15 protein-coding genes are annotated in these 17244 nt (G+C 58.5%); 8 read left to right on the top strand and 7 right to left on the bottom strand.

The genetic code is table 11. The features are described 5' to 3' along the window. The first annotated feature begins 199 nt into the window (after positions 1-199). The 4 genes from Q6D67_RS04835 to Q6D67_RS04820 all read left to right on the top strand — a co-directional run bounded on the left by Q6D67_RS04835 (position 200) and on the right by Q6D67_RS04820 (position 4231). Positions 200-1654 carry an autotransporter outer membrane beta-barrel domain-containing protein gene (locus tag Q6D67_RS04835; RefSeq protein WP_304704450.1) on the top strand — a complete coding sequence of 485 codons (1455 nt, stop codon included), beginning with the start codon at positions 200-202 and terminating at the stop codon, positions 1652-1654. Between the two features lie 120 nt (positions 1655-1774). Further along, on the top strand, positions 1775-2494 hold the full coding sequence (locus Q6D67_RS04830; RefSeq protein ID WP_304704449.1) for a TetR/AcrR family transcriptional regulator: 720 nt from the start codon (positions 1775-1777) through the stop codon (positions 2492-2494). Further along, positions 2478-3257 (top strand): class II aldolase/adducin family protein, encoded by a 780-nt coding sequence (locus tag Q6D67_RS04825; RefSeq protein WP_304704448.1) that lies wholly within the window; start codon positions 2478-2480, stop codon positions 3255-3257. Before Q6D67_RS04830 ends, Q6D67_RS04825 begins: the two co-directional genes overlap by 17 nt. A gap of 47 nt (positions 3258-3304) precedes the next feature. After that, the gene (locus Q6D67_RS04820) at positions 3305-4231 is read left to right on the top strand and encodes a TauD/TfdA family dioxygenase (RefSeq protein ID WP_304704447.1); all 927 of its coding nucleotides are present in this window, start codon (positions 3305-3307) and stop codon (positions 4229-4231) included. A gap of 115 nt (positions 4232-4346) precedes the next feature. Here Q6D67_RS04820 and Q6D67_RS04815 read toward each other — a convergent pair whose 3' ends face one another. Next, the gene (locus tag Q6D67_RS04815) at positions 4347-5072 is read right to left on the bottom strand and encodes a hypothetical protein (RefSeq protein WP_304704446.1); all 726 of its coding nucleotides are present in this window, start codon (positions 5070-5072) and stop codon (positions 4347-4349) included. A gap of 202 nt (positions 5073-5274) precedes the next feature. Between Q6D67_RS04815 and Q6D67_RS04810 the strand changes: the two genes are divergently transcribed. Beyond that, positions 5275-7173 carry a diguanylate cyclase gene (locus tag Q6D67_RS04810; RefSeq protein WP_304704445.1) on the top strand — a complete coding sequence of 633 codons (1899 nt, stop codon included), beginning with the start codon at positions 5275-5277 and terminating at the stop codon, positions 7171-7173. A gap of 28 nt (positions 7174-7201) precedes the next feature. Here Q6D67_RS04810 and Q6D67_RS04805 read toward each other — a convergent pair whose 3' ends face one another. Beyond that, positions 7202-7657 carry a nucleoside deaminase gene (locus tag Q6D67_RS04805; RefSeq protein WP_304704444.1) on the bottom strand — a complete coding sequence of 152 codons (456 nt, stop codon included), beginning with the start codon at positions 7655-7657 and terminating at the stop codon, positions 7202-7204. Positions 7658-7774: 117 nt separating this feature from the next. Here Q6D67_RS04805 and Q6D67_RS04800 point away from each other — a divergent pair, with 117 nt between their 5' ends. The 3 genes from Q6D67_RS04800 to Q6D67_RS04790 all read left to right on the top strand — a co-directional run bounded on the left by Q6D67_RS04800 (position 7775) and on the right by Q6D67_RS04790 (position 9732). Next, positions 7775-8311 (top strand): high-potential iron-sulfur protein, encoded by a 537-nt coding sequence (locus tag Q6D67_RS04800; protein WP_304704443.1) that lies wholly within the window; start codon positions 7775-7777, stop codon positions 8309-8311. A gap of 395 nt (positions 8312-8706) precedes the next feature. Further along, a complete protein-coding gene (locus Q6D67_RS04795) occupies positions 8707-9159 on the top strand; it encodes a helix-turn-helix domain-containing protein (protein WP_304704442.1) in 453 nt (150 codons plus the stop codon). Between the two features lie 6 nt (positions 9160-9165). Beyond that, positions 9166-9732: a putative toxin-antitoxin system toxin component, PIN family gene (locus Q6D67_RS04790; RefSeq protein WP_304704441.1), complete on the top strand. Its 567-nt coding sequence runs from the start codon at positions 9166-9168 to the stop codon at positions 9730-9732. A gap of 156 nt (positions 9733-9888) precedes the next feature. On the opposite strand, the gene Q6D67_RS04785 is transcribed toward Q6D67_RS04790, so the two are convergent. The 5 genes from Q6D67_RS04785 to Q6D67_RS04765 form a co-directional block, all read right to left on the bottom strand. Continuing rightward, positions 9889-10794 carry a hypothetical protein gene (locus tag Q6D67_RS04785; protein ID WP_304704440.1) on the bottom strand — a complete coding sequence of 302 codons (906 nt, stop codon included), beginning with the start codon at positions 10792-10794 and terminating at the stop codon, positions 9889-9891. 127 nt (positions 10795-10921) lie between these two features. Then, complete coding sequence (locus tag Q6D67_RS04780) at positions 10922-14077, bottom strand: type I restriction endonuclease subunit R (protein ID WP_304704439.1); 3156 nt, start codon at positions 14075-14077, stop codon at positions 10922-10924. A gap of 3 nt (positions 14078-14080) precedes the next feature. Further along, entirely contained in the window at positions 14081-14380 is a 300-nt protein-coding gene (locus Q6D67_RS04775; protein WP_304704438.1) for a hypothetical protein, read from the bottom strand. Beyond that, complete coding sequence (locus tag Q6D67_RS04770) at positions 14377-15552, bottom strand: DUF4268 domain-containing protein (protein WP_304704437.1); 1176 nt, start codon at positions 15550-15552, stop codon at positions 14377-14379. Before Q6D67_RS04770 ends, Q6D67_RS04775 begins: the two co-directional genes overlap by 4 nt. After that, positions 15545-17137 (bottom strand): restriction endonuclease subunit S, encoded by a 1593-nt coding sequence (locus tag Q6D67_RS04765; RefSeq protein ID WP_304704436.1) that lies wholly within the window; start codon positions 17135-17137, stop codon positions 15545-15547. The genes Q6D67_RS04770 and Q6D67_RS04765 overlap by 8 nt, the downstream gene beginning before the upstream one ends. Between the last annotated feature and the right edge of the window lie 107 nt (positions 17138-17244).

The following is a 17244-nucleotide window of genomic DNA, read 5'->3' as shown; positions in this document are numbered from 1 at the left end:
GGCCTGCCTGCGGTATCACTGCCACAGGCAGACTTTAATACTAGACCACACTTGCGCTGTGCCCAAGCTGAACTAGACTTTTTCTGGACAATAACTGATCGCGTTACGGGTGCTTTTCTCAGGTTGGCTTGGCGGCACCTTCGGGGTGCCGGTTGCGCAACCCGAGCCTGCACCCGTTGCTTGCAGGGGGACGGGTGGCATGAACAAGCTTATCAAGTGGGCAATTGTTAGCGGCAGTGCCGCCTGGGCCGCCGCTGGCCAAGCCCAGCAGGGGCCGGCGACGGATGTCGGCCAGGTACTGGCGAACCAGGGGGCGCCACAGTTTATCGTCGATGCCGGCGACGCGATCCGGGCCACCTGCCTGGAACTGGGCGCCACTGGCCAGTTGTCAGGGCAGCGCCTCGACCTGTTCAGTCGCTGCCGGGAGATGTCACTGACCGTGCTGGGCGCGACAAACAACAGTTACAACTATTCCAGCCTGAGCGATACCTACAACGCCATTCGCCAATTTTCCGGTGAGGAGGCATCCAGTCAGTCCCGCCTGGCGACCGAGAGCAGCAACCGACAGTTCGTGAACCTGGGGGCCCGCATGGACGCCATCCGCCGCGGGGCCCGCAGTTCGATTTCCCCCGTGGCGTTCAATGTCCACGGTGTGGACCTCACCGAGGCAGTCGCCGGCAACACGCCACCGCTTGCCGGGGGTACCGGTGCGGGAGATGCACGCGACGCCGACACCGGCTGGGCCTGGTTCAGCAACGGCGCGATCGGCTGGGGCGACCGGGACGAAACCGACAACGAAGGCGGCTACGACTTCGATTCCTGGGGTGTCACCCTGGGCGCCGACTATGCCTTCGACAGCGGGCTCGCCCTGGGCCTGGCGCTGGGGTACAGCAGCTATGAGGTCGACCTGGACCGCACCGCGGGCAGCAACTTCGCCAACAGCTCCGCCGGCGGCAAGATAGAAAGCGAAGGCTACAGCCTGTCCGGATTTTTTGTCTACGGCATGGAAAAGACCTACGTGAACGGCATCCTCAGCTACGGCCAGAACGATTTTGACATGGCGCGCAGAGTCCAGCTGACCGCCGCGCCGGGCGCATCGGGGACCGCGCAGGGCCTGGTGCTGGACCGGCGCTTCGATGCCAGTACCGACAGCACCCAGCTTGGAGCCCAGACCACTGCCGGTTACGTCTTCGGCAGCGGCGCGACCACCGCCGACATGTACCTCGGCTTCGACTACCTCGACATCGATATCGATGGCTATCAGGAGCGTGAGGACGGCACCGACGGCGGGCTGGCCCTGCGCTATGGCAGCCAGGACGTCCAGTCCGTGCAATCCATTGCCGGGATGATGGTCCGCCACGCAAGCAGCACCGGTTTTGGCGTCCTGCTACCCTATGCCGGGGTCGAATGGCGCCACGAGTTTGACAATGAGTCACAGGCCCTGGACTACAGCTATGCTTTCGCCGTGCCCGGTAGCAGCGTGCAGTTTCAATCGCCGACCGATGACCCGGACGAAGACTTCTTTGAGCTCACCGTCGGCGTTTCAGCGCAATTTGCCAACAACCTGTTTGCCTTCGTGCAATACAACAGCACGGCGGGCCTGTCACGTACCAGCGCCAACCTGGTGACTTTCGGCTTGCGCGGGGTATTCTAGAGGGAATCCGAGTACCATCGGATTTTACGGGATTTTCATTTAAAAACAGTGCATTATCACCGGCCGAGTCATTCCTGAACGCGAGTTGTGCCAAAACGCTGCTGCGTTAGGGTGTAACCCATGACGAATCCCGACAACAGGTTGCAGGCCACCCGACGCCAGCCCCAGCAGGCCCGCTCGCGGCTCCTGGTTGCGTCCATTCGCGAGGCCTGTCGGCGCATCCTGCAAGACAGCAGCGCGGACACCCTGACGGCCCAGCGCATCGCTGATATGGCGGGCGTCACCATCGGCTCCTTCTACCAGTACTATCCCAACAAGGAAGCGGTGCTGCTCGATGTCCTGCTGGAGGACGCTCCCGAGGAAGCCGACCAACTCGCCAGCGAAACCCGCTATCTCGGCGCCCTGCGCTGGCGGTCTCTGGAGGACACCCTGCGCGAGCTGGTGGTGGTCACCTGCCAGCGCCACCAGCGCCTGTTGCAGCGGCACGGCGAGGTCTACCGGGGCTACCACCGGGAGATCGGCTTCGACACCCTTGTCCATGCCAGCGTCCGCCGCTACGTCGCAACCAGCTCGCTGGAAGAGTGGCTGCAGGAGCTACTGCTTCACCACCGGTCGGACATGCCGGCGGCGACGGCCGCAATCCGCGCCTTCCTGATTGCCACCACCCTGACCGAGGCAACCGCCCGGGCCGTGGACGAGCACCCTGACTGGCTGGGGAGCGCCACTTTCCGCAGCGAACTCCAGCAACTGCTGTTGGTTCACGCCCTGCAGCCCGCCACGCCATCAGCCGCACCCAATCACCCACCACCTGAGGATCCAGATAATGAATTACAAGGATGACTCCAGCATCAACTGGAAAGTACTCGCCCCGCTGGTACCGAACCCTGGCCGCTACCCGATCATGCAGCCCCTGACGCCGCATCAGGAGCTGGCCCTGCTGTGCCGGGTGCTGATCCGCGAGGGCTACAACGATCACATCGCCGGCCATATCACCCTGCGCCTGGATGACGGCACCATGCTGGTAAATCCCTGGGAACTGGCCTGGGACGAAGTCTGCGCCTCTGACATTCTCACAATCGACGAGCAGGGCAAGATTCTCGACGGCCGCTGGAACGTTACCCCGGCGATCAACGTGCATCGCGACATGCACAGCCTGCGGGAGGACGTGCGGGTGGTAATCCACAACCACCCGGAGTGGGGCTCGGTCTGGGCCGCCTGCAAGCGGGTGCCGCCGATCTACGACCAGACTTCCGCGCTGGTGGACAGCGACCCGGTCGTATTCGACGAATACCACGGCACGGTGAACGACGAGAAGGAAGGCCGCGCCGCCGTCGAGGCGCTGGGCGAGCACAAATGGGCGCTGCTGGCCAACCACGGCGTGTTCCTGGTGGGCAAGGATGTGCGCCAGGCCCACCTGCGCGCCATCACCCTGGAATGGCGCTGTCGGCTGGCCTGGCGGGTGGAGGCACTGGGCAACGGCCAGCCTCTGGATCCGAAAATTGCAGCTGCCACCGGCAAGATGACCGACAGCAACGGCTTCCCTTTCCTCTGGGAAGCCATGGCCCGGCGGGAAATTCGCCGCGACCCGCGGGTGCTGGAATAAGCCCCGCCCCACAACGCCCATTCACGATCACCGATTAAGGAAAACCCATGACGCTGACCGTCACCCCCCTGCAACACATCGGCGCCGAAGTGAGCGGCTTCGATATCACCCAGCCCTTCAGCGACGCACTCAAGCAGGAGCTGCGTGATCTCTGGTATGAATACGGGCTGCTGCTGTTCCGTGGCCAGGCCATCACCCCGGAAAACCAGATCGAATTCAGCCGCATTTTCGGGCCGCTGGAGCTACACCCGCTGAAGGTAAAGACCTCCGACGAATACCCGGAGCTGTTCGTACTGGAGAATGGCACCGAAAAGGACAACTACATGCTCGCCCACTACAACGGCGAGCCCATTGTCGGCCGGCTGGACTGGCACATGGACCTGCACTACACCGCCCGCCCCAACCACGGCGCGGTGCTCACGGCGGTGCAAGTACCGTCCAGCGAAGGTCTCACCGGGTTCGGCGACCTGGCCCTGGCCTGGGATACTCTGGATGAGGAAACCCGGACACTGCTGGAAAAACTGGAAGTCGCCTACAGCTTCAGCATGCAGCGCAAGCACATGCGCTACGTGAATCTCGAAGGCTACCAGCCGGGGGAAAACCTTCCCCGCAAGCCAACGGATATTGGCTTTCCCGACTTCGCCGATGCCGTGTATCCCGCCGTGGTCACCCACCCCGTCAGTGGGCGCAAGGTGCTGGAGATCGTCGAGCAGTTCCTGGACCGGGTGATCACCCCGCAGAAATTCGGCCTGTCCAACGACGAGTCCATCGAGCTGCTGGAGCGCCTGGTGGCCCACACCCGCAAGCCCGAGTTCCACTACTTTCACCAGTGGCAGGAAGGCGACATGGTTCTCTGGGACAACTGGCGCATCATGCACTGTGCCACCGGCACGCCACCGGGGGTGCGGCGGGTGATCAACCGGACCACCATCATGGGCGAGGTGACCCTGGGGCGGGTGCTGGACGGGGAGTAAGAATTCGGGGGTCAGGTACCGCCTTGAATGGCAAGTCCACTCAAAGGGAGTTGGAAAGCCAGGGCTACCAGGAATATCCCTGTGTAGCCCTGGTAGCCCTTACACCCGCGCCCTGCTACCTGGGGTTGCGGATGCGACGTGAGTGCCGTCCAGCAACGCCAGTGACGAGCGCGCCCAGCAGCAAAAGCGCCCAAACCGGGAGCAAGGGAACAGGAACAGGAGCAGGTTCGGCAGCGGTAATATCCAGAGATACATCATCCAGCGCAAAATTGCCCGGACCTGTAAAAGCCTCGGGAATAAAGTTTCTGAACACGATATTGACCGACTGACCGGCCAGTGGCGCGAGCGCGCTGGATATATCGAAACTGATCGTGTCCCAACCGCCACTGTTTGTAGACCCGGTGAAACTCTGTGAATCAATCGTTGCCAATGTAGCGCTATCAGCGGCGTCTGTAATCAAGACCTCAAACGTCCGCGGCTCTGTTCCACCATTGCTCACTCTGTATTGTTGTTGCCAGGATAGAGTGGCAGCTTGAACGCCAGACGGTACGCTGACCGCTTGTACAAGGCGGAACTCCTGCGGGCCGTTACCGTCGAAGCTATTGGCCGCCTGATAGACCCCTTCAGCTGGAGCCGGATCAGAAACGGACGAGCATATACTATTTGTCGTTACAACGGTCCAGTCGCTATCACAGCTGCTGGCTCCGTTCGCCGTGACACTCCAACCGGTAAAGTCCCCGCTTTCAAAACCACCATTTACCAGGACTTCTGCGGCACTCACATTCTGGGCCAACAGCATTGCCAGTATTGCCAAAAAAAATCTGTTTGAGCGATACAACATGTACTTTCCCCTGACGATTTGTATTTTTTTCAGCCGGGAGTATACATCAGCTTTCGCGAGCGCAGAACAACCTGACTCACAAATAGAAGGTTGGCGCTGGCTCCTGCTGGTGTGGCTGAGCCGCTGTATTGATCGACGCACACAGTCGAGGCGCCCGCGGAAGGGTGCTGGACGGGGAGTAACCGCCATGCAATCATGACGGATGGCCGACCACCCTCATTTCCTCCGCAGTCTGTCGATTGCACTGCTGGTAGGGGTTGCCTACTGGGGCGGTGCTTACCTGGGTGTGACCCAGACGATCACCCCCGGGGGTATCGCCATTGTCTGGCCGCCAAATGCCGTGGTTCTCGCCGCGCTGTTGATCCTGCCCAGACGCGACTGGATCAGCGTCATACCCGCGGTAATCCTTGCCGAGTGGTTGGCCGATGTGCCAGCTTTCCCGACCTGGGCGGCCCTGGCTTTCGGCGTAATCAATCTGTTCGAGGTTTTCCTCGCCGCCAGCCTGATTCGCCGATTCACCAAGGCGCCTTTCCGCTTCGACACGCTGCAGCAGGCCGGTATTTTCGTTCTGTCCGGCCCTCTGTTGGCTTCCGCCGTCGCCGCGCTCGCCGGGGCATTGGTGTACATTCTGCTGGGCCGGGACGAAACCAGTTTTCTGACACTCTGGCGCCTGTGGTGGCTGGGAGATGGGCTGGGCTTACTCCTAATCACGCCACTTCTGGTCACCTTGTGGCACGACCGCGCACAACTCTGGCCGCTACGCAACGCGAAACTCATCGCCGAGTACCTGCTGCTTTGCCTGCTCATCCTGGGCCTGGGTGCTCTCGTGTTTGGCGTCCTCAGCCCCTACCAGCCAGGGCTGCCCCTATCACCGCTCATCCTTTTGCCTGCCGTCGCCTGGGCTGCGGCGAAATTCAGTGTCGCCGGTACCGCCGGTGCCATTTTGCTCATCGCCGGTCTGGCTATCGGCTTTATGGTACACGGGGCAGCGCCCTATGGCGGGCTCGATCCACAGCAAGCCGTATGGATTCTGCAGGAATACCTCGTCATCCTCGTCGCACTGGGTGTCGGAGCAGCCGTGCTCCTGCGGGAGATCACTTCGCAAAAGCTGCAACTCCTGCTTCTGGACCGGGCCATCCATGCCACCAGCGACTCGATCATAATCGCCGACGCCCGGCAGCCGGACACGCCGATCATCTGGACCAACCCCGGGTTTGAGCATCTGTTCGGCTACAGCAGCACAGAGGTGCTCGGGCGCAATTGTCGATTCCTCAACGAGAGAGAGCCAGACCAGCCCGGCGTTGCCGAGGTAGCCGACGCCATCCGTGACCAGCGCGTCTGCGAGGTCATTCTGCGCAACTATCGAAAAAGCGGCGAACCGCTGTGGATAGAGTTGAGCATCGCGCCGGTGAAAGACGGCAATGGCGATACCACGCATTTTGTCGGGGTACAGCACGACCTCACCGAACTGAAGGCAACCGAGGCAGCCCTGCGGGAAGCCAAGAGTGACCTGGAGGCCAGGAACCACGAACTGGAGCAACGGGTAACGGAGCGCACCGCCCAGCTGACCACGACCAATAGCCGGTTGGAGCGCCTGGCTTCCACCGACCACCTTACGGGCGCAGCCAATCGCCGCAGCTTTCTTCAGCTTGGCCAGAGAACCATCCGCCGGTACAACACCAGTGGCCAGCCGCTGGCCATGCTCATGCTTGACCTCGACCACTTCAAAGCCGTCAATGACCGCTACGGCCATCTCGCCGGGGACCTGGTACTGGCTTCACTGGGGGATTGTATCCGCCAGTACATCCGCCCCGGTGATCTGTTCGGGCGCTTTGGGGGCGAGGAATTCCTGGTCCTGCTGCCGGGCCTGGCCCTCGAAGACGGAGAACGCATCGCGGAGAGATTGCGCCAGGAAATAGAGGCCCTGATTATTCCTCACGAGGACCAGTCAATCCGGGTGACTGCGAGCATGGGTATCGCCAGCCTCCAGCCCTCTTGGGACATTAACATGCTACTGCAATCCGCCGACAACGCCCTGTACCAGGCAAAGCGGGAAGGGCGCAATCGCGTGGCGAGTTACCGTGCGGCAAACCAGACTTAGCGAACGCAATGGCAGCTAAACTTTGCCCTCAGCAGGTGCCAATGTCCTCGTGCCAAAGCTCGGGATGCGACTCGATGAAATCCCGCATCAGGGCAATACAGCCGGGATCGTTAAGAACTTCTGCGTCCACGCCGCGCTGGCTCAGATAAGCCTCGGGCCCCTGGAAGTTCTCGTTGTCGCCGATCACCACCCGTGGGATCCCGTACAACAGGACGGCCCCGCTGCACATGTCACAGGGGGAAAGCGTAGAATACAGCACCGCCCGCCGGTAGTCCGCCGGGCTCAGGCGCCCGGCATTCTCCAGGCAGTCCATCTCCGCGTGCAGCACCGCGCTGCCACGCTGCACGCGGCGGTTATGGCCGCGGCCAACGATACGGTCGTCGATCACCAGCACTGAACCTATGGGAATACCGCCTTCTGCGAGCCCCTGACGGGCTTCGTGCAGTGCTTCGGCCATGAATTGTCGATGTTCTGAGTTTGTCATCGGTAGATTTCACTCGTCAGGTACAACAGCCTGGAGTCGCGGCTGCATTCTACGCTGGATTATGCCGCGTGAGCGACTACACTTTTGAGACACAGATGATCGACCAGGAGGCCGGAAATGGATAATCGTGAGACAACAATTGAGGCTCGTCGGCGCTTTATTACGCTCGTGGGTGGCAGCGCACTGCTGGCGCCCTTCGTCGGGCTGGCAGGCTGCGGTGATAAAGAAGAGCCACGTGCACCGGCGATGACCGGAGACGACCGCAGCACCTCGGAGATGAGGCCAAATCAGTCCACAGGTACGCAGCCCGCGACCGACAGGGCCTCAGAACGGGCGGCTGCCCAGGAGCCTGCCGGGGAAAGGTCCCCTGCCGAGGCCGCGGACACACAGGCAGGGGCGCAGCAAGCGGGTGGCAACGGGGCCATGCCCAAGCTCAGTGAGGACGATCCCCAGGCCAAAAGTCTGGCGTATGTTCACAACGCTGAAGACGTAATAGCGAGCGAGCAGCCGCGTTACGAGCAGGGCCAGGCATGCAACAATTGTCAGCTCTACCAGGGAACGGCGAACGACGAATGGGCGGGATGCCCGTTGTTTGCTGGCAAGCAGGTGAAGGGAACCGGCTGGTGCAACGCCTATACCCCGCGGTCTGGTTGACCGCGCCGGGCCGCCAGCCCGGATCCCGGGTTATCGCGAAAATGGTCGGTGTGAGACCGCCCGAAAAGTTCCGATAACCTTTTGTTTTTCAGGAGCTTTTTGCTATTCGATTCGCCTCAGATACCGTCAAAAATACCGTCAAAAAGGTTCACTTCAAGGGTTCGAATCCTGCGGGGCATCCAAATGCCCTGCAGATTGAGAGTAGCACCCTTTGTCGAGCGCCGGTAGAGGCCTCGGGCCTGCACCTGCCAGTGCCTTAAAAGCGCACGCGGTCTTTCCAAGGATCCCGTCGCTCTCCTCTGCGCTTGTTTCGTTTATTTCGTTTATGCTAGAGTTCGCCCGTGCCGGGTGTGCAGCCCGGGATCCGGCATAACGACAAATCAGGAGTACAGAGCATGGGTGCACAAGAGATCCTTCACCTCCCCAATCCGGACGAAGTGGAGCAAGCCAAGGTTTCCAGCCGGACACTCTCAAAGTATGCCGGGGTGGACCGGGTGCAACTGACGCTGAAGGTGGACAGCCAGCCCACTGAGGATCTGATCCTGCCAGGCCACGTCCTGCAGATCCTGCTGGAAGTTTTGTCGGAGATGTCCAAGGGCAACGCCATCAGCCTGGTTCCTCATCACCATGAGCTGAGCACCCAGGAGGCCGCCAACCTGCTGAACGTCAGCAGGCCTTTCCTGGTTGGCTTGCTGGAACAGGGGAAGATCCCATTTCGCAAGGTAGGGACGCACCGCAGGGTTCTGCTGAAAGACGTCATGGCTTACAAGGAGCGTACCGACCAGCAGCGCAAGGCCTCCCTGGATGAACTTACAGCCTTGTCGCAGAAAGAGGGGATGGGGTACTGACCTTCCGTGAGTAAGTTCACGGTCGTCTATGACGCCTGCGTGCTGTACCCCGCACCGCTGCGGGATACCCTCATGCGGCTGGCCCTGACGGACCTGTTCAAGGCCCACTGGTCAAGCCAGATTCATGAGGAATGGATCCAGGCACTGCTCCAACAGGGCAGGTTCACCCGCGCCACCCTGGAGCGAGCCAGGGACCTGATGGATGACCATGTCCGGGATGCCCTGGTAACCGGCTACGAAGCACTCATACCGAGCTTGTCGTTGCCCGACCCTAACGACCGGCACGTACTGGCCGCTGCGATCCGCTGTAATGCTGACGCCATCGTAACCTTCAACCGGAAGGATTTTCCGGAGCAGGTGCTCCAGCCCTACGGTATCGACGTACTGCATCCGGACGACTTCATCTGTTACCAGATAGACATGAACGCCCCGGCATGCTGCAAGGCTATCCGGGAGCAGCGCATGGGACTTAGAAATCCGCCGTTCACTGTAGAGCAATTCCTCGCTACACTTCAGAAACAGCAGCTCCCCCAGACAGTGTCCAAGCTGCGGGAGTATGCTGACTTCCTTTAGAAGGGATCGTGCATAGTTTGGGATTAGACGACTTCATGACTCATAGGTAGCCGGGCATAGGCCCTCGACGAACGATTGAATTCGTAGTTATACCGATTACCATTTAAAAGCTGCTCAGACATGAAATGCTCTCTGAACCAGACGGCGCAATGGTAACTAGAAATCACCCATACGGGACTGAATTCTGATTGATTGCTCGATCACAAATTGAATACAGTGCCGCAGGTACTCTTCACTACAACTCTTCTCCCGACCAGTGAAAGTTACGTGATGCGCCCCATCCATCATGATAGAAACACTGGGAAGATACCTGTTAAAACGCACGAACTCTCCGAAGGGAATCCCATGTGCCAGTATCGGCATTGCTGCTTTTACCCTGCTCAAAGTTTTCGACACATCTTGCACAAACTCACTAAACTCACGACAGTCCGGAATAGCTTGTAGTTGCGCTGACAGGGCGATGTGATGATATGTATCCATCCCAAAAGCAAAGGGTGAATCGAAGAACTCATCCGCATAGTGTTCTTCGGCCCAACACATCAACATACTGAAGGCGCGCGCTAATGAGGCTGAACAACCCGTAAAATCAGATTCATCCAAATATCGTTCAGCAAGGACAAGCTGTTCTTTACAATTATCTGGCTGCACAAACTCCAAAAGTGAAATGGCTTCAAACTCAGTACCGAAAACTGTTGCTGAAACCTCAATTAGGAACTGATTGCAGGTAACTCGATATCTCTCCAACGCGTCTTCGCTTGGTAGAGTAGCATGGTGCTTTAGCGCAACCCTCGACTTATTAAGTGCATTCATGGGCTGGTTGAAAGGAAGCTCTCGCTGCGTTAGCTTCCTGTACTCTGGCCAATACCCCATAAAATTTAATTCTTTTCTACTTGTACCGCCCGACACCTCCACCGCGAGATAGAGCACCAACTCAATTGAATCATGGAAGAGCAGCAGCGCAGCCGCAGACATCGGTCGAGGTAGATGAGACTTATCGAAGCCATCTAGGAAGAGGTACTTTGCAAACGCTAGCCGACGCATTTGTTCAGGAGTAACGCTCATCTGCTCACCATCCTGGATATGCCGAAAATCTATCCACCACAATTGGTTAAATTCCAATCCCGTCTATATCTATAACGTACTAGCAGTAGGTACAGTACGCCGGTCTCAGCATCAACCGTTCGAAGAGTTAATGACTCCACTGACTCGACAACACTTCGGCCTGCTGCAACACCAGCTCAATAGCTTCCTGAGCCTTATCCGGCGGATACTTGTACCGCTGTAGCGTCCGGCGCACCAGGATCCGCAGCTTGGCCCGCACACTCTCCCGCACCTGCCAGTCGACGGTGGTGGATTGCCGCAGCTTCTCGGTGATCTCGACGGCGATCTTCTTCAGGGTCTCGTCACCCAGCTCACGAACCGCGCTCTCATTGTTGGCCAGGGCGTCGTAGAAGGCCACTTCGTCCGGGTTCAGGCCGAGGGCGGCATCCCGCTCCAGTTCGGCCTGGAACTGCTTGGCCAGGGCGATCAGTTCCTCGATTACCTGGGCGGTTTCGATGGCGCGGTTATTGTACTTGCGAAGGGTCTCTTGCAGGCGGTCGCCGTACTTCTTTTCCTGGACGACGTTGTTGCGGGTTGCGGAGCGAATGTCGTCCTTGAGTAGTTTCTCCAGCAGCTCCACCGCAAAGTTCTTGTAGGGCATCTGGCGCACATCTTCCAGAAACTCGTCGGAGAGCAGACCGATGTTGGGCTTGTCCAGGCCGCAGAGGGCAAACACGTCGGTTACCCCGTCCGCGATAATAGCGTTGTCGAGGATCTGCTTCAGGGCCGAGTTCTTGTCTTCCTGCGTCAGCTTCTTGTCTACGCTGGTGTGCTTGGTGATGGCGGCCTTCACTGCCGACAGGAAGGCAACTTCCTTGTGGTAGGCCCGTGCCTCGTCCAGGGTACTGCACAGAGAATAGGCCTTGTTCATGGCCAGTACGGTATCCAGAAAGCGTTTCTTGCCGTCCTCCAAACCAAGAATGTAGTTGGCGGCGGGGATCAGCAGTTGGTTGGCTTGCGTCTCAAAGCCGCTGTAATCGAGACCCTCCCCTTTGGGACCCTTGGCGAACAAGCCATGGATGATATCCAGCTTCTCCAGCAAGATGGCGAAGGCCTCCTCGGTACTGTGCGTCGGCTCTCCCCGGCCCTTGGAGTCTGCGTAGGTTTTCAGGGCCTGCTTCAGCTCGTTGGCGATGCCGATGTAATCCACCACCAGGCCACCCGGCTTGTTCTTGAAGACCCGATTGACCCGGGCGATTGCCTGCATGAGGTTGTGACCCTTCATGGGCTTGTCGACATACATGGTGTGGCAGCAGGGGGCGTCGAAGCCGGTCAGCCACATGTCCCGCACGATCACCAGCTTGAGAGGGTCATTAATATCCTTGAAGCGTTTCTCCAGCCGCTTCCTGGTTTGCTTGTTGTAGATATGCGGCTGCAGCAACGGCTTGTCGGAGGCAGAGCCGGTCATGACGATCTTGATGGCGCCCTTCTCTGGGTCCGGATCGTGCCAGTCAGGACGCAAGGCGACGATCTCGTTGTAGAGGTGGACACAGATCTCCCGACTCATGGCGACGATCATGGCCTTGCCTTCCATCACGGCGGTGCGTGCCTCGAAGTGCTGCACCAGATCCTCCGCCACTTCGGTTAGCCGCGGGCCGGCACCCACCAGTTTCTCCAGGCGGCTCCATTCACCCTTGGTCCGCTCCCGGGAGCCTAGGTCTTCCTCGTCCTCGACGACGTCTTCTACCTGGTCCGAGAGTTCTTCAATGGCTTCGCGGTTGATGTCCAGCTTGGCCAGGCGAGATTCGTAGTAGATGGGCACGGTTGCCCCATCGTCCACGGCGTCCTGGATGTCGTAGATGGAGACGTAGTCGCCGAACACGGCACGGGTGTCCTTGTCCTCGCTGGCGATGGGTGTACCGGTGAAGCCAATAAAGGCAGCGTTGGGCAGGGCATCGCGCAAGTGCTTGGCGTAGCCGAAGACGTAGGTGCCGTCCTTCTTGAGTGTGGCCTTGAGCCCGTACTGGCTGCGGTGCGCCTCGTCGGAGATCACCACGATATTGTGGCGGTCATTCAGGATCGGGTGGCCAGCTTCCTCATTCACCAGAGCGAACTTCTGCACGGTGGTAAAGATGATGCCGCCAGACTCCCGCTCCGCCAGCAGACGGCGCAGTGCATCCCGGTCCTCGGCCTGTACCGGTTCTTGCTTGAGGAGATCCCGGGCGGCGGTGAACGTAGCGAACAGCTGGCCGTCGAGGTCGTTGCGGTCCGTAACCACCACCAGGGTCGGATTATTCATTTCCGGCTGCTGCAGCAGCTTGCCCGCATAGCAGCACATGGAAATGCTTTTGCCGGAGCCCTGGGTATGCCAGACCACCCCGGCCTTCTTGCTGCCGGGGACCACGTCATCGACGTAGCTTGCCCGCTTTTCCCCCTGCACATTCTTCTCTGGCTGCCGCGCCGCAATCACCGTGGCCCGCACCGCCTCGCGTACGGCGTGGAACTGGTGGTAACCGGCAATCTTCTTGATGAGCTTGTCCGAGTCGGTCTCGAAAATCACAAAGTAGCGGATGTAATCCAGGAACAGCTCCCGTTCGAAGAAGCCACGCACCAAAGTTTCCAGCTGCCAATCCAGCAGTGGCTTATCGTCCTCGCTCTTGAGGGTACGCCAGGGCATGAAACGCTCCTGGTTGGCCGTTAGCGAACCCACCCGGGCGTTGTAGCCATCGCTGACTACCAGGGCCTCGTTGTAGGTAAAGAGGTCCGGCGCTTCATCCTTGTAGGTCTGGATCTGATTGAAGGCATCCCAGATATCCACGTTCTCCGCCTTGGGGCTCTTCAGCTCCAATACGGCCAGGGGCAGGCCGTTGATGAAGGCGAGTATGTCCGGGCGGCGCAGTTGCTTGCTGCCTTCCAGGGTGAACTGGTTGATGGCGCGGAAGCGGTTGGCCTCAAGATGGCCGAAGTCGATCAGGAAGGCGTGATCGTGGACTAGCTCATCGTCACACTTGTACTCGACAGCTACACCGTCCAGCAGCAGGCGGTGGAATGTGCGGTTGCTGACGACCGTATCGAGACTCTCTGGCTTGCGCACCTGGGCCAGTACCTGCTCGACGGCACGATCTGGCAGGTGAGGGTTGATGCGGCGGATGGCCGCTTCCAGGTCCGCCAGCAGCAGTACCTGCCGGTAATCCGCCCGCTCTGGCGCTGGGCCGTCAGGCGCCAGGTCAAGCCCATGGGCAATTTCCCAGCCGCTGTCGGCAAACCATTCCAGGCAGAGCTGTTCAAGTTGGTCTTCAGTCATGCCTCAGTCCTCGTCCACCGCTGGATGCGTGAATGGGCACAGCTGACGTTTTCCCTCCTCACGAACTATCCGGAATTTCCGGATAGTTGCCTCCCGCCCCAACTCCCCCTCGACGAATACGTTACCGATGTGCTCATTGACGGTGCGTACATCCTTGCCGAACAGTTCAGCCTTCTGAGCCTGGCTTAGCCAGACCGTCCCGTGGTCCAGCGCCACCTCCAGTTGCTCCCTGCCATCCTGGCTGGTGAATATCTGCAACTGCGCCTGCTTGGCGGCTTGGACCTGCTGTTGGGGCTCCATCATGCCTCTGGACCTGGCTTGAGGTCGGCGTGCTTCAGCTCCTCGCGAATCTTCTCCAACGGCCTTCGTAGCGACTTCTCCAGGCGGGTCATATGCACAACCAGCCATTGAATCATCTCCGGCCAGTTGGACTTGTCGTAACCATCAATCGGCTTGGCGTAGAGGATCCGACAGGCCTTACGGCCAGGAAGTGATTGCCACGTCAATGAATCCCCGAAGTCGGCTTCAATCGATGCTTTTTGGGCCTCAAGTCGGTCGAAGACAAACTGGTTTGCACCGGCTTGGGAGCGGGACATATAGAACTCGACCCGCACCTCGTTTTTGCTGAAGATCAGATTGAAGCCCATGGCCGACAGACCGGAGCCCGCCGAGAGCCAGTGATCCTTACCAGGGCTGATGTTGTTGTAGAGACTACACCCGCTCTGACTGAACGCATCCAGTGCCTGCTCCCAGAACGCCAAGCGCAATCGATGGCTGTTGCGCTGTTCGTTACTGGCGCTCTTTTCCTCGGCTTCCTTGGCCATCATCCCGATCATGAAATCCGAGGCTTCCGGAGTCGGGATAATCTGCTCCACGTTCAGGAACAATTCACCACCAGACTGATAGGGAGTCACCTTGAAGCACTGACAGTTCACACCGAACTGACTGAGCCAGAGTACAGTGTTGGTTACTTCCTTGCGGTAGTGGGCCGCGACCAGAATCATGCGCTGGCTTTTCAGCGTGTTGAGCTGGACGGACTGCAGATCGTCGGCCTGCAGGAACTCCAGCAGAACGCTCTCTGCATCCGCTGGCGGCGCACCTTGTAACTGGGCCTTCTGGTTCAGGTAGCGCTGAAAGATCTCCACCACCTGCTGCTTCTTCAGATTGGCGCAGTAGCTGGCGTACTTGAGCGCCTGCCAGACGACGTCCCGACCACTGTCATCGAGCTTGTTCTCAATGACCACCAGGTTACCGTCCTTGTCGACGGCCAGCAGATCCAGTCGCTCACGGGTGTCGTCGAAACCATCGAACTCCTTCTGGATAATCAGGAGCTCGTCACCATCGCCCTGAGTCAGGGCTTGCGGGGTATTCTCCAGCCACTCTTGCAGGTGCTTACGCTCGGAGAATCCGAGGTCACTGAAGCGTTTGGCTTGCAGCGGACTGATGCGGTTGGCGGTGGAGTCAATCTTAAACATTGGCAGGCTCCGCAGCTTCCGCAACTTGATCTTCAGCAGCCGAGACAGAGAGTTCGCCGGAGAGGAGCTTGGGTAGAATGCTATCCCTTGTTGTAGCTAAAGATGTAAGTTGCTCCTGTAAACAGGCCATTTGCCTCCCCATCGGACTCACAACTTTTTCATAGGCCCTACTTAACTCCAATGAGGGCATAGCGAACATAATGTCTTCGAGAACTTGCTTGCGGAGTTCAGTTTGTCCAGTTGATCCTGCGCCGCTTGCTTCTATGAATGGCTCGTTAGCAAGCATCAGGCCAGCCAAAAACGCCTTACTTATAAGGCGATCATTTGCTCGAATAACCGTTACATGACTGTCCGCAACGGATCGTTCTGGTAAGAGCCGGACAGGGGCAAGTCGACCAAGAGTTCCGACACCTGTCGAGTTAACTAGAACATCCCCTATTTGAATTTCTCGACCATCTGTTTTTCGTTTAGAAGAATCGTTTCTGCGCGCCAAAACAAAATCTATCTTGTGATTCCGGATGCATTTTTGATTAATAACCTGGACGCCACCATCTTCAATATATTTTGGTGAAATACCTCTTCTAATTTCAGTAGTTACGGACTTCAGGTCTCTTGCGGCCCACCCCTCCGGAATCTCCCCCAACTCACCATCCTGCATAGCCGAAGGAAATAGCTCCGCTGTCTCCCAGAGCTCCGCATACTGCTCCGGCTGCTCTTGCTGTAGGCATGCCAGTGCCTCTTCGTCCTTGCCTGAGATGGCCTGCATGGCGGCAAGGTTCATGTAGGTCTCAAGGTCAGGCAGTGTCTCTGCTTCGCCTGCATAGCAGACGGGAGAAGCGGATTCCGCTGTTGGCTGGAGGGCCAACCAACGCGCCTTAGCAGCAATCTTGGCTTTGACGGGATCGAAGTCCACATACCAGCTTTTGAAGATGGCCTGGGCTATCTGTTCGAGTGTTTGGTTGATTTGATGGTTGAGTTGGATCTTTTCGGTTAGCGACCAAATAATATCTGCAATACGCCTTTGCTCTTCAATAGGGGGCAGTAGTGCATGGAATGCCTTAACCTCAGGGAAATATATAGTTTGGTGTGTCGTACCGCGTGAGAATAGCGCGTAACTAGAATACTCGGCCACCAAGATGGAAGCCAAATAGCGATAGTCAATAGCATCCGAGCATACCCAGTTCACGAAATCCTGACTAGTAGCCATTGGTCGCCCCATGATTACCACGTAACCAACGGACGCCGTGCGGGACAAGCAAACTGTACCTGCGGGCAGTATCCGAGCAGACGAATTATAGATACCAAGCTTTGTCGCGTGCTGGTGCGTGTCGAGGATCACCGTTCCATGATTGCTAGTTGCATCCTTAATGCCTACCCACGGAATGTCACCATCCCAGTATTCGGAATGCCTCCTGCTAGGTGTGTGTCCAGTCTCTAATCGAGCAACATCGGTCAATCTCGTCCATGACCAGCCTTCAGGACATCGCAACTCAGGATTACCTACAGACAACGCAAACCGGCCCGGAATTACTGCTTTAGTAGCATCACGCCCCCCAGTTCGAGTCTCGTGGTGCTTAGAGGCCATACCCCAGCCCTCCAAGATTCAGCTCAATCTCAGCCTCCCGTTGATCACTGTAAGGCGCTTTGCATTCAACTAGTAGGGCTGTCGTGTTTGCGCAATCAATGATCAGA

The organism is Haliea sp. E1-2-M8, from assembly GCF_030649675.1.
Lineage (GTDB): Bacteria > Pseudomonadota > Gammaproteobacteria > Pseudomonadales > Halieaceae > Haliea.
The sequence above is the reverse complement of the archived record's forward strand: the minus strand, read 5'-3'. Positions and strand labels throughout refer to the sequence as shown.

What these genes read in the sequence shown, in the direction of transcription:
- Q6D67_RS04835 (WP_304704450.1), top strand. Translation starts at nt 200, where the DNA reads ATGAACAAGCTTATCAAGTGGGCAATTGTTAGCGGCAGTGCCGCCTGG.
- Q6D67_RS04830 (WP_304704449.1), top strand. Translation starts at nt 1,775, where the DNA reads ATGACGAATCCCGACAACAGGTTGCAGGCCACCCGACGCCAGCCCCAG.
- Q6D67_RS04825 (WP_304704448.1), top strand. Translation starts at nt 2,478, where the DNA reads ATGAATTACAAGGATGACTCCAGCATCAACTGGAAAGTACTCGCCCCG.
- Q6D67_RS04820 (WP_304704447.1), top strand. Translation starts at nt 3,305, where the DNA reads ATGACGCTGACCGTCACCCCCCTGCAACACATCGGCGCCGAAGTGAGC.
- Q6D67_RS04815 (WP_304704446.1), bottom strand. Translation starts at nt 5,072, where the DNA reads ATGTTGTATCGCTCAAACAGATTTTTTTTGGCAATACTGGCAATGCTG.
- Q6D67_RS04810 (WP_304704445.1), top strand. Translation starts at nt 5,275, where the DNA reads ATGGCCGACCACCCTCATTTCCTCCGCAGTCTGTCGATTGCACTGCTG.
- Q6D67_RS04805 (WP_304704444.1), bottom strand. Translation starts at nt 7,657, where the DNA reads ATGACAAACTCAGAACATCGACAATTCATGGCCGAAGCACTGCACGAA.
- Q6D67_RS04800 (WP_304704443.1), top strand. Translation starts at nt 7,775, where the DNA reads ATGGATAATCGTGAGACAACAATTGAGGCTCGTCGGCGCTTTATTACG.
- Q6D67_RS04795 (WP_304704442.1), top strand. Translation starts at nt 8,707, where the DNA reads ATGGGTGCACAAGAGATCCTTCACCTCCCCAATCCGGACGAAGTGGAG.
- Q6D67_RS04785 (WP_304704440.1), bottom strand. Translation starts at nt 10,794, where the DNA reads ATGAGCGTTACTCCTGAACAAATGCGTCGGCTAGCGTTTGCAAAGTAC.
- Q6D67_RS04780 (WP_304704439.1), bottom strand. Translation starts at nt 14,077, where the DNA reads ATGACTGAAGACCAACTTGAACAGCTCTGCCTGGAATGGTTTGCCGAC.
- Q6D67_RS04775 (WP_304704438.1), bottom strand. Translation starts at nt 14,380, where the DNA reads ATGATGGAGCCCCAACAGCAGGTCCAAGCCGCCAAGCAGGCGCAGTTG.
- Q6D67_RS04770 (WP_304704437.1), bottom strand. Translation starts at nt 15,552, where the DNA reads ATGTTTAAGATTGACTCCACCGCCAACCGCATCAGTCCGCTGCAAGCC.
- Q6D67_RS04765 (WP_304704436.1), bottom strand. Translation starts at nt 17,137, where the DNA reads ATGGCCTCTAAGCACCACGAGACTCGAACTGGGGGGCGTGATGCTACT.